Origin of the sequence: Nocardia sp. NPDC058176 (assembly GCF_042883805.1) — a bacterium.
GTDB lineage: Bacteria > Actinomycetota > Actinomycetes > Mycobacteriales > Mycobacteriaceae > Nocardia.
Window position 1 is genome coordinate 885,112 of record NZ_JBHVVA010000001.1, and the last position, 25,040, is coordinate 910,151.

Annotated in this window: 24 protein-coding genes; 7 read left to right on the plus strand and 17 right to left on the minus strand. The window is 69.1% G+C overall.

From position 1 onward, the window contains the following. Positions 1-21: 21 nt before the first annotated feature. A complete protein-coding gene (locus tag ACFVVM_RS04210) occupies positions 22-1,161 on the minus strand; it encodes a hypothetical protein (protein WP_387612788.1) in 1,140 nt (379 codons plus the stop codon). 12 nt (positions 1,162-1,173) lie between these two features. Then, entirely contained in the window at positions 1,174-2,103 is a 930-nt protein-coding gene (locus tag ACFVVM_RS04215; protein WP_387612790.1) for a metal-dependent hydrolase, read from the minus strand. 140 nt (positions 2,104-2,243) lie between these two features. On the opposite strand from ACFVVM_RS04215, the gene ACFVVM_RS04220 reads away from it, so the two are divergent. After that, on the plus strand, positions 2,244-2,849 hold the full coding sequence (locus ACFVVM_RS04220) for a TetR/AcrR family transcriptional regulator (protein WP_387612792.1): 606 nt from the start codon (positions 2,244-2,246) through the stop codon (positions 2,847-2,849). On the opposite strand, the gene ACFVVM_RS04225 is transcribed toward ACFVVM_RS04220, so the two are convergent. Both ACFVVM_RS04225 and ACFVVM_RS04230 read right to left on the minus strand, forming a co-directional pair. Then, a complete protein-coding gene (locus ACFVVM_RS04225) occupies positions 2,830-3,657 on the minus strand; it encodes an SDR family oxidoreductase (RefSeq protein ID WP_387612793.1) in 828 nt (275 codons plus the stop codon). The genes ACFVVM_RS04220 and ACFVVM_RS04225 overlap by 20 nt on opposite strands. Before the next feature lie 458 nt (positions 3,658-4,115). Continuing rightward, positions 4,116-4,895 carry a crotonase/enoyl-CoA hydratase family protein gene (locus ACFVVM_RS04230; RefSeq protein ID WP_387612795.1) on the minus strand — a complete coding sequence of 260 codons (780 nt, stop codon included), beginning with the start codon at positions 4,893-4,895 and terminating at the stop codon, positions 4,116-4,118. A 258-nt stretch (positions 4,896-5,153) separates the two neighbouring features. On the opposite strand from ACFVVM_RS04230, the gene ACFVVM_RS04235 reads away from it, so the two are divergent. Together ACFVVM_RS04235 and ACFVVM_RS04240 are read left to right on the plus strand one after the other, a co-directional pair. After that, the gene (locus ACFVVM_RS04235; RefSeq protein WP_387612797.1) at positions 5,154-5,573 is read left to right on the plus strand and encodes a YciI family protein; all 420 of its coding nucleotides are present in this window, start codon (positions 5,154-5,156) and stop codon (positions 5,571-5,573) included. A 6-nt stretch (positions 5,574-5,579) separates the two neighbouring features. Continuing rightward, a complete protein-coding gene (locus tag ACFVVM_RS04240; RefSeq protein ID WP_387612799.1) occupies positions 5,580-6,866 on the plus strand; it encodes an RNA polymerase sigma factor in 1,287 nt (428 codons plus the stop codon). 147 nt (positions 6,867-7,013) lie between these two features. Here the strand turns inward: ACFVVM_RS04240 and ACFVVM_RS04245 are convergent, their stop codons facing one another. Next, entirely contained in the window at positions 7,014-7,805 is a 792-nt protein-coding gene (locus ACFVVM_RS04245; RefSeq protein ID WP_387612800.1) for an LLM class flavin-dependent oxidoreductase, read from the minus strand. A 104-nt stretch (positions 7,806-7,909) separates the two neighbouring features. On the opposite strand from ACFVVM_RS04245, the gene ACFVVM_RS04250 reads away from it, so the two are divergent. Further along, entirely contained in the window at positions 7,910-9,271 is a 1,362-nt protein-coding gene (locus ACFVVM_RS04250; RefSeq protein WP_387612802.1) for an MFS transporter, read from the plus strand. 36 nt (positions 9,272-9,307) lie between these two features. Here ACFVVM_RS04250 and ACFVVM_RS04255 read toward each other — a convergent pair whose 3' ends face one another. The 6 genes from ACFVVM_RS04255 to ACFVVM_RS04280 form a co-directional block, all read right to left on the minus strand. Then, positions 9,308-9,784 carry a nucleoside deaminase gene (locus tag ACFVVM_RS04255; protein WP_387612804.1) on the minus strand — a complete coding sequence of 159 codons (477 nt, stop codon included), beginning with the start codon at positions 9,782-9,784 and terminating at the stop codon, positions 9,308-9,310. Then, the gene (locus ACFVVM_RS04260) at positions 9,781-10,761 is read right to left on the minus strand and encodes an ornithine cyclodeaminase family protein (RefSeq protein WP_387612806.1); all 981 of its coding nucleotides are present in this window, start codon (positions 10,759-10,761) and stop codon (positions 9,781-9,783) included. The genes ACFVVM_RS04255 and ACFVVM_RS04260 overlap by 4 nt, the downstream gene beginning before the upstream one ends. Positions 10,762-10,790: 29 nt before the next feature. Next, on the minus strand, positions 10,791-11,717 hold the full coding sequence (locus ACFVVM_RS04265) for an ABC transporter permease (protein ID WP_387612808.1): 927 nt from the start codon (positions 11,715-11,717) through the stop codon (positions 10,791-10,793). Further along, a complete protein-coding gene (locus ACFVVM_RS04270) occupies positions 11,714-12,784 on the minus strand; it encodes an ABC transporter permease (RefSeq protein WP_387616746.1) in 1,071 nt (356 codons plus the stop codon). Before ACFVVM_RS04270 ends, ACFVVM_RS04265 begins: the two co-directional genes overlap by 4 nt. A 155-nt stretch (positions 12,785-12,939) precedes the next feature. After that, the gene (locus ACFVVM_RS04275; RefSeq protein ID WP_387612810.1) at positions 12,940-14,505 is read right to left on the minus strand and encodes an ABC transporter ATP-binding protein; all 1,566 of its coding nucleotides are present in this window, start codon (positions 14,503-14,505) and stop codon (positions 12,940-12,942) included. A 5-nt stretch (positions 14,506-14,510) separates the two neighbouring features. Beyond that, positions 14,511-15,503 (minus strand): BMP family protein, encoded by a 993-nt coding sequence (locus ACFVVM_RS04280; RefSeq protein ID WP_387612812.1) that lies wholly within the window; start codon positions 15,501-15,503, stop codon positions 14,511-14,513. Positions 15,504-15,662: 159 nt separating this feature from the next. Between ACFVVM_RS04280 and ACFVVM_RS04285 the strand changes: the two genes are divergently transcribed. After that, positions 15,663-16,385: a GntR family transcriptional regulator gene (locus ACFVVM_RS04285; RefSeq protein ID WP_387612814.1), complete on the plus strand. Its 723-nt coding sequence runs from the start codon at positions 15,663-15,665 to the stop codon at positions 16,383-16,385. A 100-nt stretch (positions 16,386-16,485) separates the two neighbouring features. Here ACFVVM_RS04285 and ACFVVM_RS04290 read toward each other — a convergent pair whose 3' ends face one another. After that, positions 16,486-17,484 carry a LysR family transcriptional regulator gene (locus ACFVVM_RS04290; RefSeq protein ID WP_387612816.1) on the minus strand — a complete coding sequence of 333 codons (999 nt, stop codon included), beginning with the start codon at positions 17,482-17,484 and terminating at the stop codon, positions 16,486-16,488. 71 nt (positions 17,485-17,555) lie between these two features. On the opposite strand from ACFVVM_RS04290, the gene dapA reads away from it, so the two are divergent. After that, on the plus strand, positions 17,556-18,458 hold the full coding sequence (dapA, locus tag ACFVVM_RS04295; protein ID WP_387612818.1) for a 4-hydroxy-tetrahydrodipicolinate synthase: 903 nt from the start codon (positions 17,556-17,558) through the stop codon (positions 18,456-18,458). A 37-nt stretch (positions 18,459-18,495) separates the two neighbouring features. Here the strand turns inward: dapA and ACFVVM_RS04300 are convergent, their stop codons facing one another. Together ACFVVM_RS04300 and ACFVVM_RS04305 are read right to left on the minus strand one after the other, a co-directional pair. Continuing rightward, on the minus strand, positions 18,496-19,032 hold the full coding sequence (locus tag ACFVVM_RS04300) for a nitroreductase/quinone reductase family protein (RefSeq protein WP_387612820.1): 537 nt from the start codon (positions 19,030-19,032) through the stop codon (positions 18,496-18,498). Positions 19,033-19,106: 74 nt separating this feature from the next. After that, positions 19,107-19,727: a VOC family protein gene (locus ACFVVM_RS04305; RefSeq protein ID WP_387612822.1), complete on the minus strand. Its 621-nt coding sequence runs from the start codon at positions 19,725-19,727 to the stop codon at positions 19,107-19,109. A gap of 103 nt (positions 19,728-19,830) precedes the next feature. On the opposite strand from ACFVVM_RS04305, the gene ACFVVM_RS04310 reads away from it, so the two are divergent. Next, positions 19,831-21,363, plus strand: coding sequence for a DHA2 family efflux MFS transporter permease subunit (locus ACFVVM_RS04310; RefSeq protein WP_387612824.1), 1,533 nt, complete (start codon positions 19,831-19,833; stop codon positions 21,361-21,363). 57 nt (positions 21,364-21,420) lie between these two features. Here the strand turns inward: ACFVVM_RS04310 and ACFVVM_RS04315 are convergent, their stop codons facing one another. The 3 genes from ACFVVM_RS04315 to ACFVVM_RS04325 all read right to left on the minus strand — a co-directional run bounded on the left by ACFVVM_RS04315 (position 21,421) and on the right by ACFVVM_RS04325 (position 24,808). Beyond that, positions 21,421-23,349, minus strand: a complete 1,929-nt coding sequence (locus ACFVVM_RS04315) for a family 2A encapsulin nanocompartment cargo protein cysteine desulfurase (RefSeq protein WP_387612826.1) — start codon at positions 23,347-23,349, stop codon at positions 21,421-21,423. Continuing rightward, positions 23,321-24,253, minus strand: coding sequence for a family 2A encapsulin nanocompartment shell protein (locus ACFVVM_RS04320; protein ID WP_387612827.1), 933 nt, complete (start codon positions 24,251-24,253; stop codon positions 23,321-23,323). Before ACFVVM_RS04320 ends, ACFVVM_RS04315 begins: the two co-directional genes overlap by 29 nt. A 123-nt stretch (positions 24,254-24,376) precedes the next feature. Continuing rightward, complete coding sequence (locus ACFVVM_RS04325; protein WP_387612829.1) at positions 24,377-24,808, minus strand: SRPBCC family protein; 432 nt, start codon at positions 24,806-24,808, stop codon at positions 24,377-24,379. Between the last annotated feature and the right edge of the window lie 232 nt (positions 24,809-25,040).

A 25,040-nucleotide genomic window follows, 5' to 3' on the forward strand; every position in this document is an offset into this window, starting at 1 on the left:
ATCGACCGGCAACGACCCCCGCTAAGCCGTCGGCTCCTTCGCCGGTGCCTGCGCGCCCACCGGTTGCGGCACCGTGACGGTGGCGACGACCGACAGGATGGCGACGACGAAGCAGGCCAGGGTGTACCAGAGGTTGCCGATCGGGTCGCCGTTGCCGGTCACGCCGTCGACCGCGGTGAAGTAGTCGGGCAGGGCGGTGAGCCAGAGGAAGGCGAACACGACCAGGTAGACCGAGGCGAAGATCTTGACGAAGCGGTCGACATAGCCGGGATCGTCCGCGGTTCCCGCACGCAGCTGCCGCCACTGCCGCGTCATGACCAGTGTGGCGACCACCGCCATCACCGCCAGTTCGAGCAGATACACCACCCCGCGGACCGTGTCACCGGCGAGCCCGAGCACCGTGGCGGGCAGCGGGAGCAGGAAGGTACCGACCGAGGCGGCCAGGCCGATGACCACGGTGCGCCAGGTCAGCGCGAGCCCGGAGAAGTGCGTACCCGCGTCCACGTGCCTGCCGACGAAGTACTGCACGCAGAACGCCAGCGACATCGGCCACAGCGCCGCGAACACCACCACGCTGCCGACCGGAACCGAGTCGAACATCGGCTGGTTGATCGGATTGTCCAGCGACCACTCCCACCAGCGCAGCTGCGGGCCGATGTGATCGAAGATCTCGTAGAAGGCGTGATGCACGAATCCCACACAGACGGCGCCGACCAGCACGCCGTAGCGGCGGAAGATGCCGAGCATCCGGACGATGCCGAACGCCATCGTCGCCATCAGCGGATAGATCGCGATGATGTAGAGGGGTAGCCGTCCCCAGAGGAAGTCCACGGTGAACACGTTGTGCGCGAACATCGTGTCGACATGTTCCTCGATGCCGAACGCGGCCGGGAAGTACAGCGGCGGTTCGATGATGAACAGGTAGGCGCAGGCGCCGAACCACAGCACCAGATTGGTGGGATCGCCGTGGCGGCGCAGGCGCACGATCGCGTAGATCAACGCCAGCACTGCGCCGACGGTGATGGTCAGTTCGAGAACCGGCAGCGTCCAGTTCTCCAGGTCGGCCGGATTACGGAACTCGACCAGTCCGCCCGCTTCGGCGCAGGAGAAGCCGAGGCGTTCGGCGAGATCGGCAAAGGTGGGTGAGCAGAGCTCGGCCATCGGGTGGTCCTTCTACGAGCGGGCGGAATCGGCGGTGTACCAACGGGTTACGTCGTAGCCGTCGTCATAGCGCTGGAACCATTCGTTGGCGAGATCGGGCAGGTTCTCGTGGGCGGGGTTGTGGCGCGGCATCTGACTGCGCACGATGCCGACCAGGGCGATGAGCTGTTCGCGCAGGGCGAGGTCGTCGAAAGCGCGCGGGGAGGTTCCGTTCTCGATCGGCGCGCCCAGGAACGGCAGCCACCGGCGCAGCTTCTGCTGATTGCGGTAGCTGGCGAACATCGACATCGCGTCGACCTGCCGATCTTCCAGCGGCACATGCTCGTTGAAGCCCTCGCACGCCACCCGGATCACCTGCATCACGTGCCGGAAGATCGACGGCGCCACCCGCATCCGGTACAGCTCGCTGTCGACCACGGAGTTGAAGATGATCAGCGCCGAGGAACGATGTTCGACCTCCTCGACGAAATGCCAGATGAACAACGAGGCCACCCGGTCGTCGCCGGGCTCGAACAGGCTCGCGTCGTTGTCGAGCATCAGTTTGAACACCGGGGTGAAGGTGGCCTCGAGATCGGCGGTGTAGGCCAGGCGGTACTTCACCGGGGTGCTCGCGGTGAGCTTGTCGAACTCGCCGATCACCGCGTCGAGGGTCTGCTGCAGGCCGGGGTAGCGCCGGATCAGCGCCTTGACGTGCTGGCGGTGCGCGGTGGAGTGCTGGCCCTCCTGACGCATGAACGCGTCGGCCTCCTCGGCGACTTCCGGGTCGGTGATCTGCGGTTTCGCCTGCGTGATCAGCTGCACGATCATCTTCTCGAAGCCGATGGCCAGGAACGAGACGGCATTGGCCATCGAGGAGAACGCCGGGTTCTGCGGATTCCACAGAAACGGCACGTCGTAGTCGGAGAACGCGAAGTCCATTTTGCGGACGTGAAGATCTGTCACGGTCGAGTACCTCGTTGTTCGGGCATGCGCCGGGTCGGCCTGCCGCTCGGGTGATGAGGCAATCATACGAATGGACACCCGTATGTATGATCACTTTCGGGGAATTCGCCGTGACCTGCGCTTGTGCTAGCGTCCACCCGGTGGCGCGACGACGTGGCTGGGGTGGGAGTCCACCGGCGGATGATGCGGAGGCATCGCGCCGAATCATCGCCGCCGCAGTCGAACTCATCGGCCGGACCGGTGCGGAGATCAGCATCGCCGACGTCGCCGAATCACTCGGCGTGATCCGCCAGACGGTCTACCGGTACTTCCCGAGCGCCGACGCGCTGATGACCGCGGCCGCCATCGCCTCGGTCGACGGCTTCCTCGACCGCCTGACCGCGCACGTCACCGGCCTGCGTGATCCGGCCACCGCCATGATCGAAGCCATCGTCTACACCCTCGCCGAGGTCCGTCGCACCCCCCACCTGGGCATCATGCTGTCGAGTTCCTACTCCAACGCCCACACCGACAGCCTCACCTCCGACGAGGCCCAGGCCTTCGGCATGACGATGATCCGCCGCTTCGACGTCGACTGGGCCGCCCACGGCTACGACGAACCCGCCCTGCGCGAACTCGTCGAATACGCGCTGCGCACCATGCAGTCGTTCTTCCTCTCGCCCGGTGATCCGCCCCGCGACGACGAGAAACTCCGCGGCTACCTGCGCCGCTGGATGGGGACGGCGATCAGCGCCCAGCCCCGGTGAGATCGTCGAGGGCGGTGTCCACCTCGGGTCCGGTGAGCGTGTGCCGGACGCTGCGCAACACGAGTCGCCGTGGGCGCGGACAGTCCTCGACGATCGTGCCCGCGTCCACCGCGACGACGCGCGCGGGTGCGCCGAGCCGATCACGCACCCGCGTCATCAACTCGTACCGGCTCAGCGTCTCGGCGCCCCCGACATGTACCACGCCCGACATCTCGAACAGCTGCTCGAGCATCCCGGCCAGACTGGGCAGATACAGCGGATTGCACACGATATCGGTGCGCGCCTCGATCTCGGTCGTGGCGAACCGAGCGAGAAACTTGTCCGACCCCGGACTCCGCCCATAGACGAGCGGAAGCCGCACAACCAGATGCCGATCGCGCGCCAACACCAAGTCCTCCGCCGCAACCTTGGTCCGCCCATAGACATTGATCGGCGCCCGCGCAGCGGTCTCGTCGTAGAACTCGCGGCTCCCGTCGAAGACATTGTCGGTCGACAGATACACGAGCTTCGCCCCGGTCTCCTCCACGGCATCGAGCAATCGCCCCATCGGGGTCACATTCGCTGCGTGTGCGGCTGCTGGATCACGCTGCGCGGCAGCAAGATCCACGACTCCAGCGGTATGAATCACCAGATCGAAGCCCCGCCCCACCAGCTCGTGAACTGCCGTTCCGTCCCGGAGGTCCACCCGTACGAGCCCACCCCGGCTCGCCCCGACGACCTGATTCTGTACACCCAATTGCGCCTGCAACGCACTCCCGACGAACCCGGAAGCGCCCAGAATCAGAATCCGTGAGGAGTGGGTGCGCATCCGGCGATCGTAGCCAGTCAGCACGGATATCCTGGCCCCACATCAAGGGTCTCGCAGCGGCAGCGGATGAACGGAGGAAAGGCACGACGGATTTGCCCGACCGTACGGAGTGGCCGTCCTACAACGATGTCGATCAGTTGTTCACCGAACTGGACCTGACCGATGAAGACCTGAGTCACGCGAGTCGGGTCGTCGACGATCACGTCCATGGTCGTCCTCTTGTCTAGGTCCGGACGTACCAGGATCGCTCCTCGGTGGCTCCTCTGTCAGATGCCCGAGGGTGTTGAGCTTCGGTGGCGTCCAATGCCGCCACCTCGGTAGCCACCAGGAGTCGTCGAACCAGATCGCCAGGACATCGTCGTCGGCGATGACCTGGACGGGCATCGTCAGCCAGACCTGGCCGTGCAGAACTTCGCGGCGGAGCACGGTGGATCCGGGGGCGAAGTTCTGGGGCACGGTCAGCGGGCCTGCCAGGTGGGTTTGCGTTTCTGGGCGAAGGCGAGGGTGCCTTCGCGGACGTCTTCGGTCAGGGCGAGGGTGGCGATTTCGTGGTTGGTGTGGTTCCAGGAGGCGTCGTCGGCGAGGGTGCCGTCGATGATGCCGAGGGCTACGCGTTTGCTGGCTTGGACTGCGAGGGGGGCGTTTTCGGCGATGCGGGTGGCGAGGGCGAGGGCGGCGTCGAGGACGTCGGCGGCGGGGACGACGCGGTTGATCAGGCCGAGTTCCAGGGCGCGAGGGGCGGTGATGGGGTCGCCGGTGAGGATCATTTCCATGGCGATCTTGCGGGGGAGTTGTTCGGGGAGGCGGAAGGCGCCGCCTGCTGCGGCGAAGAGGCCGCGGGCGACCTCGGGGAGGCCGAAGGTGGCGGTGTCGGCGGCGACGGCGAGGTCGCTGGCCAGGACGAGTTCGGTGCCGCCGCCGAGGGCGAAGCCGTTCACCGCGGCGATTGTCGGCTTGGAGATCGGGTGGCGCACGTAGCCGGCCAGGCCCCAGTTCTCGTGTCCGGCAGCGAGAATCGACTCGCCGCGGCCGAGCGCCTTCAGATCCGCGCCCGCGCAGAACGCGCGTTCTCCGGCGCCGGTGAGCACCACGGCCCGGATCTGCGGATCGGCCTCGGCCCGCTCCAGTGCCTCGCCGACGCCCGTGCTGACCTCGGCATCGACCGCGTTCATGGCCTGCGGCCGATCGATGACGATGACGAGCACATGCTCGCGTTGCTCGACGAGAACTGCGCTCACCGGTGACTCCTTTGTCGATGTCTGCGCACGGGAGGCGTGCCAGATCCCTTCGACATGTATCACGCCGACGGTGCCCTGGCAGCCGGATCGCGCATCCGCGCTCACCTTCCGGACACCACACCGCACCGCGTCGTAGGCTGCCGGAAACTCGCGAAAAGAAATTTCGATCGGGTGTCGATCCGCGCTGATGCCCGTTCGACCTAGGGATGACAGCAGGATCCGGCAGGCGGATCCGCACCGATCCGAGGAGACAACACCATGAAGTACATGCTGATCATGCGCGCGACCGACGAAGCCTACGCCGCGATGGGCGAGGTGAACTTCGACGAGATGCTCGAGACCATGGGCAAGTTCAACGACGAGCTGATCAACGCCGGCGTGCTGGTCGCCGCCGAAGGACTGGAGGACCCGGCCGAGGGCGTGGTCGTCGACTACTCGTCGGAGACCCCGGTCATCACCGACGGACCTTACGGAGAGACCAAGGAACTGTTCGGCGGCTACTACATCCTCAACGTGGCCTCCAAGGAGGAGGCGATCGAGTGGGCCAAGCGGCTGCCCTACGGCGGCCCCGGCACCAAGACCGAGATCCGCCGGGTCAGCAGCATCGACGAGTTCCCGCAGGACAACATCTGGATCCAGAAGGAACGCGCCTGGCGTGAGGCCACCGGCCAGCTCTGAACCACGATGAGCGACCACACCGGCCGCGAGGCCGTCGCCGCCGTCTGGCGCATCGAATCGGCCAGGATCGTCGGCGCCCTCGCCCGCTACACCGGCGATTTCGCGATGGCCGAGGATCTCGCCCAGGAGGCGCTGGCCGAGGCACTGGTGACCTGGCCGCGCGAGGGCGTGCCACGGCATCCGGCCGGGTGGTTGCTCACCGTCGGGCGGCGCCGCGCGATCGACGCGTTCCGGCGCCGCGCCGCCCTCGACGACCGGTACGCCGCCCTCGCCAACGACCTCGGCGAGGGCGGCGTACTCACCGGCGGCGCGGGCGCCGACCCGGTGCGCGCGGCGGCGGAGGTCCTGTGGGATCCGGATCAGATCGACGACGACGTGCTCGCGCTGATGTTCATCTCGTGTCACCCGGTGCTGTCGCGGGAGGCCAGACTGGCACTGACCCTGCGGGTGGTCGGTGGTCTCACCAGCGACGAGATCGCCAAGGCGTGCCTGGTGCCGACCGCGACCGTGCAGGCACGGATCACCCGGGCGAAGAAGACGCTGGGCGCGGCGCAGGTCGCTTTCGAGGTGCCGCCCGCCGCCGAACGCGGTTCTCGGCTCGGCTCGGTGCTCGGCGTCATCTACCTGATCTTCACCGAAGGGTCGTCGGCCAGCACGGGCGGTGATCTGATCCGCTTCGACCTGGCCGGGGAGGCCCAGCGCCTCGCGCGCGTGCTGTCCCGGCTGATGCCCACCGAACCCGAAGTGTTCGGCCTGCTCGCGCTGCTGGAGTTGACCGCGGCACGATTCCCGGCCCGCACCGGACCCGACGGTGAGCCCGTGCTGCTCGAACAGCAGGACCGCCGCCGCTGGGACCGCTCGGCGATCCGGCGTGGTCGTGCCGCGCTGGCCAAGGCCGGACAGGTCGGTCGCGGGCTGGGCGCCTACGGCCTCCAGGCCGCGATCGCCGAATGCCACGCGATCGCGCCCTCGGTGGCGGAGACGAACTGGGAGCGGGTGGTGGTGCTCTACGAGGCGCTCGGCCGGTTGGCGCCCTCGCCGGTGGTCGAGCTGAACCGGGCGGTCGCGGTGTCGATGGCCAATGGTCCCGCCGCCGCGCTGCCGATCGTCGACGAGCTGGTCGCCGCGGGCACCCTGTCGTCGTCACACCTGCTCCCGAGCGTGCGCGGCGAACTGTTCACCCGGCTGGGCCGGACCGCCGAGGCGCGCGCGGAACTGACCGAGGCCATCCGCCTGTGCGGCAACGAACGCGAGCGGGCGGTACTGGCCCGCAAACTGGCGGCACTCGCCTGAATCGCCGCCCGGGCGGTGGCAGCGCCCCTACTCGCGGCCTCGGTGCACCATCGCGCAAGTTGGGCGGTTGATCACCAGGCGCTCAGGCGAGTATCGACCGAGAGCCGGCCGCCACCAGTGCCTGGTGATCACCTGTCCATGTCGCGGCTAGCGGGGGCCGCGCCGGACCAGGGCCAGCGCGTCGGAGCGGGAGATGATCTTGGGGAGTTCGGCCAGCCACCAGGTGGCACCCGCTCGCTCGTAGGCGTCGCGGTCGGTGCTCGCGGCGATCGCCACCTCGAAGCCGGTCAGGTCGCCGCGGTGCTCGGCGACGATGGCCAGCATGTCGACTAGTTCGCCGGGGGTGGCCTCCGGGCACAGGCCGTCGTAGCGGGCGGCCCGGCGCAGTGGGGCCTGGCGCACCGACTGGGCGGCGAGCCAGATCGGGATGCGCGGCCGTTGTACGGGCCGGGGCAGGAACTGCAACCCGTCCACCCGGAAGGCGGGCCCGTCGTGATGTACGACCTCGCCCGACCAGAGCGCGGTGAGCACCGTCAGCGCCTCGTCGAGCCGGTGCGCTCGCTCGCGTGGCGCGGTGACCTCGCCGAGCCGGGAGAACTCGCCGGTCGCCTCCGAGCCGAGACCGACCCCGAGTATCAGTCGGCCGCCGCTGAGCAGATCCAGCGCGACCGACTCGCGCGCCACATCCTGGGGCCGTCGACGCGACAGCGGGGTGATCCGCGGTCCGAACACCACCCGGCTCGTCGCGGCGGCGATCGCGGCCATCCCGATCCAGGCGTCCCCGACCGCCAGTCCCTCGTCGTGTGGGCGGGCCACGTGGTCCCAGACGAATACCCCGTCGAAGCCCGCCGCTTCGGCCTCGGCGGCGATCTCGGCCAGCACCCGCGGATCGGCGAGTTCGCCGAACGGCGGCAGATATACCCCGTGTCGCAGCACCATTTCCGCAGTGTAGGGGGTATGAGTGATGTTCTTCGCACCCGCGACACGTTTGTTCGCTGATCGGCCCGGGTAGCCCGGATAGGCGACGACGAGAGGTTTTGTGGATGTCACAGGAATCGAAATCGGTGCTGCATCGGGCCATCGGTGCATCGGCGATCGGCAATGCGGTCGAATGGTTCGACTACGGCGTCTACGCCTATCTGGCGACCTATATCGCCGTATCGCTGTTCCCCGGAAACGGCGAGGGATCGAGCGTTGTCTACGTTCTCCTCGGATTCGCCGTGTCGTTCCTCATCCGGCCGATCGGCGGCATGATCTGGGGGCCACTCGGCGACCGGATCGGACGCAAACGCGTCCTCGCGATGACCATCATCCTGATGGCCGGTTCGACGATGGTCGTCGGCTTGATCCCCAGCTACGAGACCATCGGGATCGCCGCGCCGATCCTGCTCTACCTGCTGCGCATGGTCCAGGGCCTGTCCGCGGGCGGTGAGTACGGTGGCGCCGCGACCTTCATGGCCGAATACGCGCCCGACCGCAAGCGCGGATTCTATGGCAGTTTCCTGGAAGTCGGCACGCTGGCCGGATTCACGCTCGGTAATCTGACCGCGCTGCTGCTGGTGAATGTGCTCGACGAATCGTCGATGCATTCCTGGGGCTGGCGCATTCCGTTCCTGATCGCCGGGCCGCTGGGTTTGATCGGTATGTATCTGCGCAGCCGCGTCGAGGACACCCCGGTTTTCCGCGAGGTGGAACGCAACGACGCCACCGAGGAAACCGTCGGCGTCTACCGCGATCTGGTGACGAAATACCTGCGCCCGGTGCTGACGCTGTTCGGCCTGGTGATCGCCTTGAACGTGGTGAATTATTCGCTGCTCAGCTATACCCCGACCTATCTGGGCACCACGCTCGGCATGGAGGAGTCCGACGCGCTGCTCGTGCCGCTGATCGGTCAGATCGCCATGCTGCTGACGCTGCCGTTCCTGGGTGCGCTCTCCGACCGGGTGGGGCGCAGACCGATGTGGTTGTTCTCGTGCGCGGCGCTGATGATCATGGTGATCCCGATCTACAAGCTGATCGGCACCTCGCTGACCGGCGCGATCGTCGGCTTCGCCATCCTCGGCCTGCTCTACGCGCCACAGTTGGCGACCATCTCGGCGACCTTCCCCGCCATGTTCCCGACGATCGTGCGCTTCGCCGGCGTCGCGATCGGCTACAACGTGGCCACCTCGCTGTTCGGCGGCACCGCGCCGGTGATCAACCAGACGCTGATCGAGGCGACCGGCGACCAGCTGATCCCCGCCTATTACATGTTCGGCGCCTGCCTGATCGGCTTGATCGCGGCCTACTTCCTCATCGAGACCAAGGGCATGTCGCTGCGTGGCACGCAGGTCCCTGGCACGCCGGAGGCGATCGAGGAACAGCGCGAGCTGGGCGAACTGGAGGAGCCTGTGCCGGTGAAGTGAGTGGTGCCGGTCGCCGCGCGGCGACCGGCACCGGCGTCAGCCCGCCGCGGCGGCGCGGAAGACCGCGAGGGCTTCTTCACCCAGATGCGGCCCGCTGACCTCGACGGGAACGTTCGACGTGGCGACGAGTTCGGCGCAGGTGAGCACGAATCTCGGCCCACCCGGCAGGATCTGCCCGAACTCGGCCGCCTCGGCGGCGAAGACGATGCGACCCACCTGGGCCCACACCATCGCCGCCGCGCACATCGGGCACGGTTCGCCGCTGGCGTAGACGGTCGCGCCACGCAGGGACTCGGCGCGGCCTGCCGCGGTGGCGGCGGTGATCGCGGCGAGTTCGGCATGGGTCGTCACGTCGCCGCTGGTGCTCACCGCGTTCTCGCCCTCGGCGATGACATGGCCTGAGCTGTCGACGGCCACCGCGCCGAACGGGCGGTCACCGCGTGCGGCGGCCTGTCCGGCGAGGGTGATCGCGCGGCGCAGGTGGGTGCTGTCGATCTCGGTGAGTGCGGTCATGAGCTCAGGTCCACTTCCGTTCCGATGCCGTTGGCGCGAGCCTTGTCGATGAGCAGGCGGGCGGCGGCCAGGTCCTGCAGGCCGATCCCGACCGAATTGAACAGGGTGATGTCACCGGCGCCGGTGCGGCCGGGCGTGCGGCCGACGATCACCTCACCCAGTTCGGTGCCCACCGCCGTCTCGGTGATCGCGCCCTCGGCGATGGCCAGCAACGTGTCACCGGACTTGGCGAGCGTGGTACCGATCGAGTCTACGACCACGGTGGCGCGGCGCATGGCCTCACCGTCGACCTCGCGATGATCGGCCCGTGGCGGGGCGCCGACCGCGTTGACGTGCAGACCGGGGCCGAACCAGGCGCCGTGCACGATCGGTGTGCGCGAGGGGGTCAGCGTGCAGAGCACGTCCGCCGCCCGGGTGACCGCCTCGGGTGAGTCGAGCGCGCGCACCTCGAGACCGAGATCGGCGATCGCGGCCCGAAACGACTCGATCGTGGCGGCCGTGCGCGACCAGACGAACACCGTCTCGAGCTTCCGGACCTGCGCGATGGCGCGGGTGTGTTCGACGGCGAGACCACCGGCGCCGATCAGCCCGAGGACCGAACTGTCCTGCCGGGCAAGGTGTTTCGTGGCGACCGCACTGGCGGCCGCGGTGCGCACGGCGGTGACCATGCGGCCGTCGATGAGCGCCTCGCAGCCACCGTCGGCCGCCGAGGTCACCACGATCACCGACCGCTGCACCGGCAGCCCGCGCGCCCGGTTGCCGGGCAGGTCGGCGAGCAGTTTCACGGCAGCGGCGCCCGCGGATTCGGCGGCGGCGACCATCGGCACGAACGCCGCGTCGCCGAGCGTCATCGCCGGTGGCGCGGGCACGAGCGCGGTGCCGAGCGCGAGGTCGGCGTGCGCGCGTTCGACCGCGGCGAGCACCTCGCCGCGATCGAGCACGGCGGCCACATCGGAATGCGACAGGATCAGAGTCAACGTCGGCTCCTCGAGAAAGCGGGGACAGGTCAGGACGTGCGGGCGAAGGCGACGGTCAGGTCGCGCGGCGAGCGGCTGTTGCCGACCAGGCCGCTGACGGCGACGATCGCGATCAGATAGGGCAGCATCACCAGCAGCGCGAACGGCACGCTCACGCCGAGCGCGGGCAGCGCGAACTGCAGCGCCTGGGCGATGCCGAAGAACACCGACGCCCAGATCACGCCGAGCGCGCGCCAGCGGCCCGCGATCACCGCGACCACCGCCAGATAGCCGATGCCGCCGGTCATGTTGTCGCTGAACGAATGCACCTCCGACAGCGCCAGCTGCGCACCGCCGAGGCCCGCGGCGAACGCGGCCAGCAGCACACAGCCGTAGCGGACCGCGCGCACGGACAGACCGGTGCGATCGGCGGCGACGGCGTCCTCGCCGACCGCGTCGATCACCAGGCCCAGTTTGGTGCGGCGGGCGAACACGAACGCCAGGGCGGCGACGACCGCGATGCACAGGTAGCCGAGCGTGGTCTGTCCGAACAGGGCGGGACCGACGATCGGAATCCGGTGCAGCAGCGGGATTTCCAGCGGATCGAAACCGGGAACGCTGTGTCCCTTGCCATCGGCGAGCAGCAGCCGCGCGCCGTAGGTGGTGGCACCGAGGGCGAGTGCGTTGCTGGCGATACCGACGACGATCTGGTTGGCGCGCAGCCCGATGCTCCAGATCGACTGGAGCACACCGAAGATCAGCGCCGCGGTGACGGCGGTGATGGCGCCGAGCACCGGTGACCCGGTGGTGACGGCGCCGAGCACCCCCGCGAACGCGCCGGTCAGCATCATCGCCTCGAGGCTCAGATTGAGCACACCGGCGCGTTCGCTGACCAGTTCGCCGCTGGCGGCCACGAGGATGGGCAGGGTGAAACCGATCCCGCTGGTGGCGATGTCGGTGACCGTGTCGAGGCTCATCGCGGCGCTCCTGCCAGGTCGGTGGTGTCGGGGGATTCGACGGGGGAAACCGGCTGCGGTGCAGCGGGTTCGGACTTGCGAATGGTTCTGGTCCAGAGCGCGGCGCCCGCGATGAACACGATCATCAGCGACTCCACGACCGAGACGGTCGAGGCAGGCACTCCCGCCGCCAGCTGGAGATTGATTCCGCCGGAGACCAGGAATCCGAGCAGCAGCGAGACCGCGACCACCGCGGCCAGTGAGCCACGTGCCAGCAGGCCGACGACGAGACCGGAGAAGCCGTACCCGGAGGACAGGCCCTCGGCCAGCACGAACGGCGCCGAGGCCACGAGCAGACCGCCCGCCACGCCGGAGAACGCGCCCGCGCTGGACAGGCTGAGGAAACGCAGCCGCTGCACGGGCAGCCCGAGCCGGGCGGCGGCATCGGGATTGAGCCCGACCGCGCGCAGCCGGGTGCCGAGCGCGGTGCGCCGCACCAGGATCGCGGTGGCGAACGCGGCCAGCAGCGCGATCCAGAGGGCGATGGTGGCGGGGGAGCGTTCGATGCCCAACAGGGGCAGATGCGCGGCCGGGGTCAGCGGCGCGGACTGCGGCAGGGTCTCCGAGGAGGTCACCGGCTGACGCAGCAGCGCGGGCTCGTGCACGACGAGCAGCACCAGCGCCAGACCGACGAAGTTGAGCAGCAGCGTGGTGATGATCTCGCTGGTACCGCGCCGGACCCGCAGGTACGCCGCGATCGCCGCCCACGACCAGCCCGCGGCCGCGGCCGCGATCAGCACGGCGGGCAGCGTGATGGCGGCGGGCGCGCCGGTGAAGGTGGTGCCGACGGCAGTGGCGGCGATGGCGCCCGCGCAGATCTGGCCCTCGCCACCGACATTCACCAGTCCGGCGCGGTGCGCGATGGTGAAGCCGACGGCCACCAGCATGAGGGTGGCCGCGACATTGAGCGAGGCGCCGATGGCGTAGTTGCTGCCGAACATGCCCTCCCACAGGGCATTCATCGCGGCAGCGGGGGCGGCGCCGGCGACGGCGGCCAGGATCAGCCCGATCAGACCGGCGGCGACCATCGCCGCCACCGCGACGACGAGCGGGTGATGCGCGCACTGACGCAAGCCGATCGGCCGCTGACCGGTTCCACGCAAGGCTGCCGTGGTGCTCCGTACGGCCTGCTCCCAGCGGCGGGGGCTCGAGTCGGCCACGGTCTGTTCCCGAGGTGGTGTGCTCATGCCGCGACTCCCATCATCAGTTCGCTGATCTGTTGTGCGGCAGTGGGATCGGACGTCTCGACCGGACCGGTGAGCGCACCACGGTAGGCGACGAACACCCGGTCGCACAGGGCGAGCAGCTCGGGGACCTCGCTCGAGACCACCAGCACTCCGCGGCCCTCGGCGGCGGCGCGGCGCAACTGGGTCAGTACGAAATCGACCGCGCCGATGTCCAACCCACGGGTCGGCTGGCCCGCGACGAGGCAGCGCAGGTTCGTGGCGGACAGTTCGCGGGCCAGCACCACCTTCTGCTGATTACCGCCCGAGAGCGAGCCCATCCGCACCCACGGCCCCGTCGCGCGCACGTCGAACCGGTCGAGTTCGGCCTGGGCGGCGCGACCGATCGCCCGTCGGTCCAGCAGCCCGAAGCGGCGGAACCGGCCGAGCCGACCGAGGAAGAGGTTCTCGGCGATGGTCATGTCGGCGACCATCCCGTCGCGATGCCGGTCCTCGGGGACGATGCCGAGGCCCAGCTCGGTGCGGGTGGCGGGCCGCGCGGCAGTGATGTCGGTGCCGTCGAGGGTGACGGTGCCGCCGGTGGCCGGAGCACCACCCGCGAGAACCGCGATCAGTTCGCTCTGGCCGTTGCCCTCCACCCCGGCGATGCCGACGATCTCGCCGGGGCGGACCGCCAGGCGCACCTCGTCGAGCGCGGTGCTGCCGTCGTCGCGCTCGGCGCACAGACCCTCGACCGACAACACCGGGGTGGTCGCGTCGAGGGCGGCCGAATTGCTCTGCTTGGCAGTGGGTTTCGCCGCCGCGGTGTCGATGCCGAGCGTGGCGGCCACGGTCGGATCGAGATCGGCGGCCGTGCGACCGACCATCGCGGTGAGCAGCTCGGCGATGCTGGTGGTCGACATCCGCCCGCCGCCAGCGACCGTGCCGCGGCGCAGCACGGTCGCGGCGTCGGCGACCCTGGCCACCTCGCCCAGCTTGTGCGTCACCAGCACCACCGCGGTGCCGTCGGCGGCGACGGCGCGGCAGGTGTCGATCAGCGCGTCGATCTCGGCCGGATCGAGCACGCCCGTCGGTTCGTCGAGCAGGATCAGCGACGGATCGCGCAGCAGCGCCTTGACGATCTCGACCTTCTGCCGCGCCCCGACCGGCATCGTCGCGACCCGCTGGTCGAGATCGACACGCAGGCGGTACCGCTGCGCGATCTCGTCGAGCCGGTCGGTGAGCTGCTTGCGGCGCATCCGGAGGCCGTGCTGGGTGAGCAGCAGGTTCTCCGCGACGGTCATCGTGGTGACCAGGCTGAAATGCTGGTGCACCATGGCGACACCGGCGGCCATCGCCGCCGCGGGGGAGTCGGGCCGGAACTCGCTGCCGCCCAGCAGCATCCGGCCCGTGTCGGGCCGGTAGCCGCCGAACACCAGATTGCACAGCGTCGACTTGCCCGCGCCGTTCTCGCCGAGCACGCAGTGGACGGTGCCCGCTTCGACGGTGACGTCTACATCGTGCAGGGCGCGCACGTCACCGAAACTCTTCCCCAGTCCCTGCAGGATCAATGCGGGAGTGCTCATGATCGTCAGTACGGCTTCACGGCGCCGGTGGCCAGTGCGGTCCTGGCCTTGTCGAGCGCCTCGACGACGGCGGTGTCGGTGCTGCACAGCACGAAGTCGGTGCCGTCGTTGTCCGAGGTCAGCCCGAACTGCACGTTCTCGGCCTTCCAGGTGTCGTCGAGGACGGACTTGACCGCGTACTCGACCTCGGCACCGATATCGGTGTGCACGTAGCCCAGGTAGACCGGATTGCCGCAGTCGCCGGGGATGGGTCCGCCGACGACGGCCGCACCGGACTGGGCCGCGGCCTGCTCCAGACCCGCCTTGCCCAGGTTCACGATCTGACCCAGCGCGCCCGCGCCCGCACCGTAGTTGGCCAGCGCGGCCTGCTTGGCCTTGGCCGGATCGTTGAAGTCGCCCACGTACTGCGGGGTGAGCACCCGGACATCGGGCTTGGCGAAGCGCGCGCCGTTGCCGAAGGCGTTGGCGGCGTTGACGATCGCGGGCAGCTCCACGCCACCGACGAAGGCCACCGCGCCGGACTTCGACCCCGCCGCGGCCACCGCGCCGCTGAGGAACTCCGCCTCGGGCTGCTGCGGATCGTAATAGGCGAGATTGGCCATCGGCACCGCGTCGGCCGGGCCGCCGATCTCGACGAACTTCACGTCGGGGAACTGCGGGGCCACCTTGCGCACATCGGCGTCGGTCTGCCCGCCGAGGGAGATGACCAGGTCGTTGGTGGAGGCGAAGCGAACCAGTGCCTGCTGGTAGTCGGCGGCGGCCACCTGCTCGACCTTGCTCAGCTCCACCTTGTCACCGAGGGTCTCGGCGAGGCGCTGGTAGCCGAGGTACCCCGACTGCATGAAACCGGTGTCCGACAGCGAACCGGGGAAGAACACGCCGACCTTGAGCTTGTCGCCCGAAGCGGCGGTGTCGGCGGATCCGCAAGCCGACAGCAGGGCGGCGGCGGCCAGGGCGGCCGAGCCGAAGGCGATCGCGCGCCGAGTGGACTTGTGCACGGGGTACTCCTTGATCGAACGAACCGCTCACTTAGCGGTATACCGTTAAGTGAGAGCCTGCGGCCCGCAGATGACGGGCGGATTACCGAAACGTAAGAAACGGTCGCGTCCCGCGAGCGGGCTACCGTGGGAGGCGTGCGGGAGCGGAAGGATGCTGTGGTGGCGGAGGAAACGGTGAAGAAGTCGCTGCGGGATCAGGCGTACGAGGAACTACGCGACCGGATCATCGACCTGCGGTTGAGTCCTGGTCAGCGACTGGTGGAACGAGATCTGGCGACCGAACTGGCCATCTCGCGGATCCCGCTGCGCGAGGCGCTGCAGATGCTCGAACGCGAGGGTCTCGTCGTGATCGTGCCGCGCCAGGGTGCCATCGTCGCGCCGTTCACCGTCACCGATGTGCGCGACCTGTTCGACGTGCGCGAGAGCCTCGAAGTGCTCGCCGCCCGCTTGGCCGCCGAGCGCGCCGGGCCCGCGGACCTGGCCGCCCTGCGCGCCCAGCTCACCGCCGCGCGCCAGGCCACCGCCCGCAGCGACCAGGCCGCCATCGCCGCCGCCAATGCCGGCTTCCACGCCGTCATCGTGGAGGTCTCTGGCAACCCGCTGCTGCAATCGCTGCTGCGCCCCTTGGAATCCCGCGTCCGCTGGCTGTTCCACCTCACGAAGGAACGCGACCCCGGCACCCAGTGCGACGAACACGAGGACCTCTACGCCGCCATCGCGGCCAACGACCCCGACGCCGCCGCCGAAATCGCCTACCGCCACGTGGCTTCCGGCCGCGAACCCAGCCTGGCCCTCTCGGCCCAGTGGTCCATGCCCGACATCGACCCGGTCTCGGCTACCCGCACCCGCCAGCGCACGCCCTCGCGCGAGAAGTCGGCCTGAAGGCGACGACCGGCCTGGACCGTTGATCACCAGGCTGTGGTGGCGGTCGGTTCTCGGCCGATGCCTACATGGATGCCTGGTGATCAGTGGTCCAGCAGGGTCAGCGGGCGTGTGCGGCTGCCGCGTGCAGTGCGGTGCGGGCGGCGGTGATGGCGGGGTGGGTGGCGGTGCCGTTGCGGTAGGCGAGGTGGGTGCGGCGGCGGGTGGGCAGGGGAGTGAGGGTGATGTCGTCGGGTGGGGCGTGCAGGGCCATGGCGGGAACGATCGCGGTGCCGGCACCTGCGGCGACCAGGGCCAGGACGGTGGTGAAGTCGTCGGCATGGTGGCGGATGTGCGGGGTGAATCCGGTTGCCTGGCAGGCGCGGACGGTCATCGTGTGGCACAGGGTTGCGGGAGTGCCCGCTATCCAGGGTGATTCGTGGTGCGCGCGAAGGGGATCGGCATCCTGGGTGCTGGTGTCGGTGTGTAGGGAGAGGGCGGTGGCCGGATCTCGGGCCGGGTGTCCTGTGTTGGGGCGGCGGGGCCTGGCGTGCTGGAGGGGTTCGGCATCGGCGGGGTTGGGGGCTGGATCTCGGGTCGCCAGGTAGACGGTTTCGGTGTGCAGCGGCTCGGTCTGCAGGGACGGGTCGGGGTCGGCGGGGACGAGGTCGTAGTCGTGGGTGAGGGCGATGTCGAGGGTGCCCGCGCGCAGGGCGTCGGCGACGTCGGCGGGGTCGATCTCGGTGACGGTGAGTTCGAGGCGGGGGTGGTCGGTGCTGAGGGTGACCAGGGCGGGGGAGAGGAGGGTGCGGGCGGCGGTGGGGAAGGCGCCGATGCGCAGGGTTCCGGTGAGTTCTGTTCGGGTGGAAGCCAATTCGGCGTCGGCGTGTTCCAGGGCGGCGAGGATCGTCTCGGTGTGGCCGACCAGGAGGTGGGCGGCGGGGGTGAGTTCGACCCGACGGCCGGTGCGTTCCAGGAGTGGGACGCCGGCTTCGCGTTCGAGCGCGGTGAGCTGTTGGGAGACGGCCGAGGGCGTGTAGCTGAGCGCCTCGGCGACCGCCGCGATGGTGCCGCGATGGGCGAGTTCGCGGAGCAGGCGCAGTTTGCGGACATCCAGCATCAGTTCAGCTTACGGTCGACATCGGGAATGTGAACTGGACCTGATGTATGTGGCCGCCCGACCATGGACCCATGACCTCGCTGCACGGACTCTTCGTCCCCCTGATCACCCCGTTCACCAGTGGCGGCGCCCTCGCCGCCGAGGCGCTGGAGCGGCACGCGCACACCGTTCTCGACGCGGGCGCGACCGGGCTCGTCGCGCTCGGCACCACGGCCGAGGCGTCGGCCCTGAGTGGCGCCGAGCGGGCACGGGTCCTCGATATCTGCGTGCGGGTGTGCGCCGACCGTGACGCGCCGCTGATCGTGGGCGCGGGCGGCAACGCGACCGCGGAGTCGGTCGACGCGATCACCGCACTCCCGCCGGGCGTCGCAGCGGTGCTGGCGGTGGTGCCGTATTACGTGCGGCCCAGCGAGGAGGGCGTCATCGCGCACTTCACGCAGGTCGCGGCAGCCAGTCCGGTTCCGGTGCTCGTCTACGACGTGCCGTACCGGACCGCGCGGACAGTGAGCGGTGAGACCCTGGTGCGCTTGGCGGACATCCCGAACGTCGCCGGTTTCAAGCACGCCGTCGGCGGGGTCGACGCGGCCACCGTCCACCTGTTCGCCGAAGCCGGTTCGCGCACAACGATTCTGAGCGGCGACGATCGCTTCGCCTCCGCTCAGCTCGCCCTCGGCGCCCACGGCGCGATCCTCGCCGCCGCCAATGTCGCCCCGACCGCCTACGCCGACCTCGTCACCTCCTGGCTCACCGGCGACCTATGGCGGGGCCGAGTACTCGGCAACAGCCTCGATGCCCTCGGCGCCGCACTGTTCGCCGAGCCCAACCCGGTGGTGATCAAGAGCGTGCTCGCCGCTCAGGGCGCGATCCCCGACCCAGGAGTCCGGTTGCCGCTGCTCGCCGCCACTGCTGCGGCCACCGAGAAGGCACTACAGGCGTACCAGGTCGCGATGAGCGCCGTTGTGCCGTCGGCCTAGTCCCGCCTTCGCCAGGTGGTGCCGCTTTCGGCACCGGTCAGGGCGTACTGCGCGGGGTCAGCCGGATGAGCGGGATGGTGCGCCCGGCTCGGCCCGCCTCCCACCGGTAGGTGCTGTAGGCGGGAAAGACGCGGTCGGCGAGTGTCCAGAGCCGGCGGCGCTCGGGCTCGTCGTCGACCACGGTCGCCCGCATCGGCACTCCGCCGAAGACGACCTCGGGATCGGCGAGAAGGTTGTGGTACCAACCGGGATTGGTCGCACTGCCCGCATGAGACGCCACGATGACCAAATGATCGCCGTCCGCGAAGTAGATGACGGCATTGCGCCGCCGGGCTCCCGTTCTGGCACCCACGGTCTCCAGGACGGCGGTCGGGAAGATGAGGGTTGTCGCGAGCCGTCCGCGCGTGAACCGCAGGAGCAGCGGATCGAGTTTCCAGGCGAGGTGACGGGAGACGAGCCGGGCCAGGCGGCCGGTGGCCAAGGCCGAGTAGACCCGCACGAACCAACTCGGCCGACTGGTCGGGTCGACCGGCTGCGAGCGGAAATTGCGTGGTCCGGTGACGAAGTCCCTCATGGCGTTCCCCCGCTCCGAGTTGAACTACTACGACAAATAGTAGTTCAACTCGGCGGGTGTGGGCTGCCGATTCGCTACACCAGCGTGATCGAACCCGCGGGCCCATCCAGCACGGCGATCAGCGCGGGAGCGACGCCCGGTGCGACCGTCAGCTTCGTCCCGAGCGCGTCGAGCGCGGCCTCCACCGGCGCCGGGTCGGGATGCACGGCCTCGAACGAGCGCAGACTCACCCGCGGCAGCGAGCGCGCGGGGTGGGCACTGTCGAGCCAGTCGATGAGATAGGGGACCACGACGATGCCCGTGGTCGCGAACGGCGCGGTGAGCTGCCAGCTCAGCACCTCGCCCTCGACCGTCGTGCGGGACATGTCACGGGGCTCACCGGGGTCGAAGCCGGCCGCGCGGGCCGCGCGCACGACCGTCTCGATCCCGCTGACCTGGGCCAGCCAGGCCGCCAGGCGCGGTTCGGTCAGGGTGTCCAGGCCGAACGGGCGCGGATGCTCGGGTTCGGGGGCGTCGCGATCGATGCCGATGATCTCGAGATAGCTGTGGTCGTCGAGGCCGAGCAGGTAGTTGCGGGTGCCGACGCCGTTGTGCCGCCCGCCCGCGATCGGGGCGACGCCGAGTGCCCTGGCGATGCGGTCGACGGTGCCGGGCAGGTCGGGCGCGGCGAGCACCAGATGGTCCAGAGTGGTCATCCGGCGCACGATAGCCAGTGTGGACGCCCAGGTCACCGGTCTGATTCAGGACGAACAATAAATTTCGCTGGTCTTCGGGCCAGGTTGGTGCCAGGCTCAAGCGGTGACGAAACCTCCGGATATCGGTGCCGCCGGGCCCGATCCCTCAACCGACAAGCTGGACGCCGCCGTTCTCAAAGTGGCGGGCGTGGTCGTCCTCGGTGCCGTGATGTCGATCCTCGACATCACGGTGGTCACCGTGGCCATCCCGACGTTCATGGAGGACTTCCAGGCCTCCGTCGAGGTGGTCGCCTGGACGATGACCGGCTACACCCTGGCCCTGGCCTCGGTCATCCCGATGACGGGATGGGCGGCGGACCGCTTCGGGACCAAACGCCTCTACATGGCGGCGCTGACCTTCTTCATCCTCGGCTCGGTGCTGTGCTCGATGGCGTGGAGCATCGAATCCCTGGTCGCCTTCCGCGTGCTCCAAGGCATCGGCGGCGGCATGCTGATGCCGCTGGGCATGACGATCATGACCCACGCGGCGGGTCCGCAACGGATCGGCCGGGTCATGGCGGTGCTCGGTGTGCCGATGCTGCTCGGCCCGATCTGCGGCCCGATCCTGGGTGGCTGGCTCATCGACGCGTTCAGCTGGCACTGGATCTTCCTGATCAACCTGCCGCTGGGGCTGCTCGCGCTGGTGCTGGCCTTCGTCGTGTTCCCCACCGACAAGCCCAAGCTCTCGGAATCGTTCGACTTCGTCGGCATGCTGCTGGCCTCCCCGGGCCTGGCCCTGTTCCTGTTCGGTGTGTCCTCCATCCCGGAGATGGGGACCGTCGCCTCGGCGCGCGTGCTGATTCCCTCGGCGATCGGCGCGGTCCTGCTGGTGCTGTTCGTGTTCCACGCGCTGCGCACCCCGCACCCGCTGATCGACCTGCGCCTGTTCCGCAATCCGTCGCTGCGCTACGCGGTGATCACCATGTCGCTGTTCGCGACGGCGTTCTTCGGCGCGGGTTTCCTGCTGCCCAACTATCTGCAGCAGGTACGCGGTGAGACCGCCTTCGACGCGGGCCTGCTCATGGCGCCCCAGGGCATCGGCGCCATGCTGACCATGCCGATCGCAGGCTTCCTGGTCGACAAGATCGGTCCGGGCAAGATCGTCATGTTCGGCATCACCTTCATCACCGCCGGTCTGGCCGCGTTCACCCAGCTACACGCCGACACGTCCTATCTGATGCTCGGCAGCGCGCTGTTCGTGATGGGCCTCGGCATGGGCTGCACGATGATGCCGGTGATGACCGCGGCCATCCAGACTCTGACGCACGGTCAGGTGGCGCGCGGGTCGACCTTGATGAACATCATCAATCAGACGGCCGCCTCGATCGGCACGGCCACGATGTCGGTGGTACTGGCCTCCCAGCTCAACAACTTCCCCGAGACGCAGATCGGCATCGCCTCGAACGTCAAACCCGAGATCGCCGCGCAGTTCCCGCCCGCGGTGATCGCCGAGGGCCTGGAGCTGGCCGCGCGCGCGTTCAGCAACACCTACTGGGTGGCGGTCATCCTGGCGGCGCTCACCCTGATCCCGGCGTTCTTCCTGCCGCGGACCAAACCCAAGGCGCCGGTCGACACCGAAGCGTCGATGATGGTCTGAGCCGGACACGCGAAAGCCCGGGCGCGACAACGAGGTCGCGCCCGGGCTTTCGTGATCTCAGCGGCGCTCGGCGATCTGGCGCAGGACCCGCACCATCCGGTCGATCTCGTCGGTGGTGTTGTAGAAGGCGAAGGACGGACGCACCGTCGCCTCCACGCCGAGCCTGCGCAGGATCGGCTGCGCGCAGTGATGCCCGGCGCGCACCGCGATGCCGTGCTCGTTGAGCGCGCGGCCGACATCGACCGGATCGCACCCTTCGAGCACGAACGAGAGCACGCTGGCCTTCTCCGCCGCGGTGCCGATCAGCCGGACACCCGGAATCGCGGCCACCAGGGGGGTGGCGTACTCGAGCAGTTCGTGCTCGTAGCGGCCGATGACGTCCATGCCGATGCGCTGCACGTACTCGATCGCCGCCGCCAGCCCGACCGCGTCGGCGATATTGCCCGTCCCCGCCTCGAACCGGCCCGGCGGGGGCTGGAACACCGAACGTTCCAGCGTGACATCGGCGATCATGTTCCCGCCGCCCTGCCACGGCGGCATGTCCTCGAGGACCGCCGCCTTGCCGTAGACGACGCCGATTCCGGTGGGCCCGAACAGCTTGTGCCCGGAGAACACGAAGAAATCGGCGTCGATGTCCTGCACGTCGATCGGTGTGTGCGGTACCGACTGCGCACCGTCGACCAGGAACTTCGCCCCGACCCGGTGCGCCTGCGCGGCGAGCTCGCGGACCGGCGTGATCGTGCCGAGCGCGTTGGACACCTGCGTCACCGACACCAGTTTGGTGCGATCGGTGAGCAGGCGGGTGTACTCGTCGAGCAGCAGCTGGCCCCGGTCGTCGACCGGGATCACCTGGATCCGCGCGCCCGTCTCCGCGGCCAGCAGCTGCCACGGCACGATGTTCGCGTGGTGCTCGAGGTGCGAGATCAGGATCTCGTCACCCTCGCGCAGATTCTTGCGGCCCCAGGTCTGGGCGATCAGATTGATGCCCTCGGTGGCGCCGCGCACGAACACGATCTCCTGCGCCGAAGACGCACCGAGGAAGTCCGCGACGGTCTCGCGGGCGTTCTCGTAGGCGTCGGTGGCCCGGGCGGCCAGTTCGTGCGCCGCCCGGTGGATGTTGGAGTTCTCGTGCTCGTAGAAATACGCGAGCCGATCGATCACCGCCCGCGGTTTCTGCGTGGTGGCGGCATTGTCGAACCAGACCAGCTGCTGTCCGTTGACCCGCTCGGCCAGGATCGGGAAATCGGCGCGCACCGCGTGCACGTCGAACGGCGGATGCGGGTCGGGTGCGATCGGCGCGATCGGTGCCGGGCTGTCGAGGAAGTAGAACGACGGCGCACCGGCCGGAGACGGCACTCCCGGAGAACGCGGTGGTGACAACACTTCTCGCAGCGATGGCAGGGCGGCGAGGAACGGATCGATGTGCACCGAACCCGGATCGACCGGGGTGCTCGCCGGTGCACTCGATGCGTGCGCGCCCTCCCATCCCGGCACTTCCGGTGCGGGAGTCGGACCGCCCGGCGGTACCGCGCCTTGCCCGCTGGGCTGCACCGGTGCCGACGCCGGTCCGCCGTACGACGTCGGCGCGGGACCATGCCCGGCGGACGGCGCCGCGCCGGAACCGAGTCCAGCGGCCGGCGCCGGTGCGGAGCCCTGCTCGAAGGACGGCGCCGGTGCGAAACCCTGGCCGAAGGCCGCGGGCGCCCGGACACCGGGCGGTGCCGCCGCGTTCGGCCCCGCGGGGTTGTGGGCAATCGGGGGAGTCGCCCCGAGAACCGGCGCCGCCGAGGCAGGCACCGGTGGGGTCACCGGTGGCGACGGCGAATCCGGTTGCAGCAGTGACACTCCGGCCGGACCACCCGGCGCACCGGTGGGCAGCGCGGCGAAGAACTCACCGGCGAGGCGACTCAGCGTCGCCTCGTCCGGCAGTGCGTCCCAGCCGGGCTGCCCGCCCGGTTCAGCCCCGGTAGGTCGGGGCGTAGTCATGGAACTTGTCCACTTCGGCGCCGTGCAGCAGGGCCACCGCGTCATCGGTCAGGATCGCCAGCGAGCAGTACAGCGAGACCAGGTACGAGGCGATCGCGCTGCGATCGATGCCCATGAACTTCACCGACAGGCCAGGACCCTGCTCACCGGCCAGTCCCGGCTGGTACAGCCCGACCACGCCCTGGCGGGATTCGCCGGTGCGAATCAGCAGGAACGAGGTCTTCCCGTCCTCCACCGGCACCTTGTCCGAGGGGATGATCGGGATGCCGCGCCAGGTGAGGAACTGGGAGCCGAACAGGCTGACCGTCGGCGGCGGCACCCCGCGCCGCGTGCATTCCCGGCCGAAGGCGGCCACGCCCTGCGGACTGGTCAGGAAGAAGCCGGGCTCCTTCCAGACCTTGGTGATCAGATTGTCCAGGTCGTCGGGCGTCGGCGGCCCGGCCAGGGTGGTGATGCGCTGGCGCTCCACCGTATTGGCGATCAGCCCGTAATCCGGGCTGTTGATCAGCTCGCCTTCCTGGTGCTCCTTGATCGCCTCGATGGTGAGCCGCAACTGCTGGGCGATCTGGTCGTGCGGGCTCGAATACAGATCCGAGACCCTGGTGTGCACGTCGAGGATCGTGTTGACGGCCTTGAGACGGTACTCGCGCGGATCCTTCTCGTAATCGATGAAGGTCTCCGGCAGGGGCGACTCGTCGAAGTTGTCGCACTGGATGTCGACGGTCTGTTCGTGCGTGACGCGATTGCGCCGATAGATACCGGCCTCGACCGGAACCCAATTGAGTAGATGGACCAACCACCGTGGGGTGATCGACTCCATCTGCGGGACGGTCTTGGTCGCGTTGGCCAGTGTGCGGGCGGCGACATCGCCGAGCGCGACTGGACTGGGGACAGCTTTGGTCATCGAACCACCTCGAGATTAGGCAAATCGACGGTTAACCGGCGGGGACAGACTAACCCCCGCCGGTCTCGGCTGTCGTACCGAGATCGCCGTGTCCGACGGCCGTTTACACGAGGTAACGAAATCTCAACCGTAGAGCTTGACGAACGCCTCGAGCGAGCGCTCGATGTCGCCGCGCAACGCCTTCGCCACCGCCGAGCCGATCGGGCCGAACAGCGGTGCGCCGCCGAGGTCGATGTCGACACTCACCTTCGACCCGGTGCCCTTGGGCTCCACCAGCATGCCGAGACCGAACTTGGTCCCGCCGATGCCCGTTCCGGTGAGCGCGAGCCGCCGCGGTGGCTCGGCCGTGCGCACGGTCCAGGTGACCTTGTTGCGGAAGCCCTTGACCCGGGCGATGCCGACGAGCACGGTGCCGGGAGTGAGGTCCTCGGGCAGGGTGCCGCGCCAGGCCTCGTGGATGGTCAGCCAGTCGCCGAGCCGCGGGAGGTCGGCGGCGTGGGCCCACGCCTGATCCGGCGGGACGGGGACATCGACGGAGAGCTTCAGTTTCGCCACGCCGGGATGGTATCCGGTACCCGAGGTTCCGCCTCGGGCGGCTCGAGGCATAGCGAATCAGAATAGATCAACCGTCCGGGAGCGCGGGCGGCTTCGGCGGGAATTCTGATGGCGGACAGGAAGATCCACTTCGAAGTCGATCATGATGCTGCTAGTGTGTGCGGGTCGCTGGAAGCGGAGCATGTGGATCGGATATTCCGACCCGGCCCGCGGTCGAAGGCGAATGCCTCCC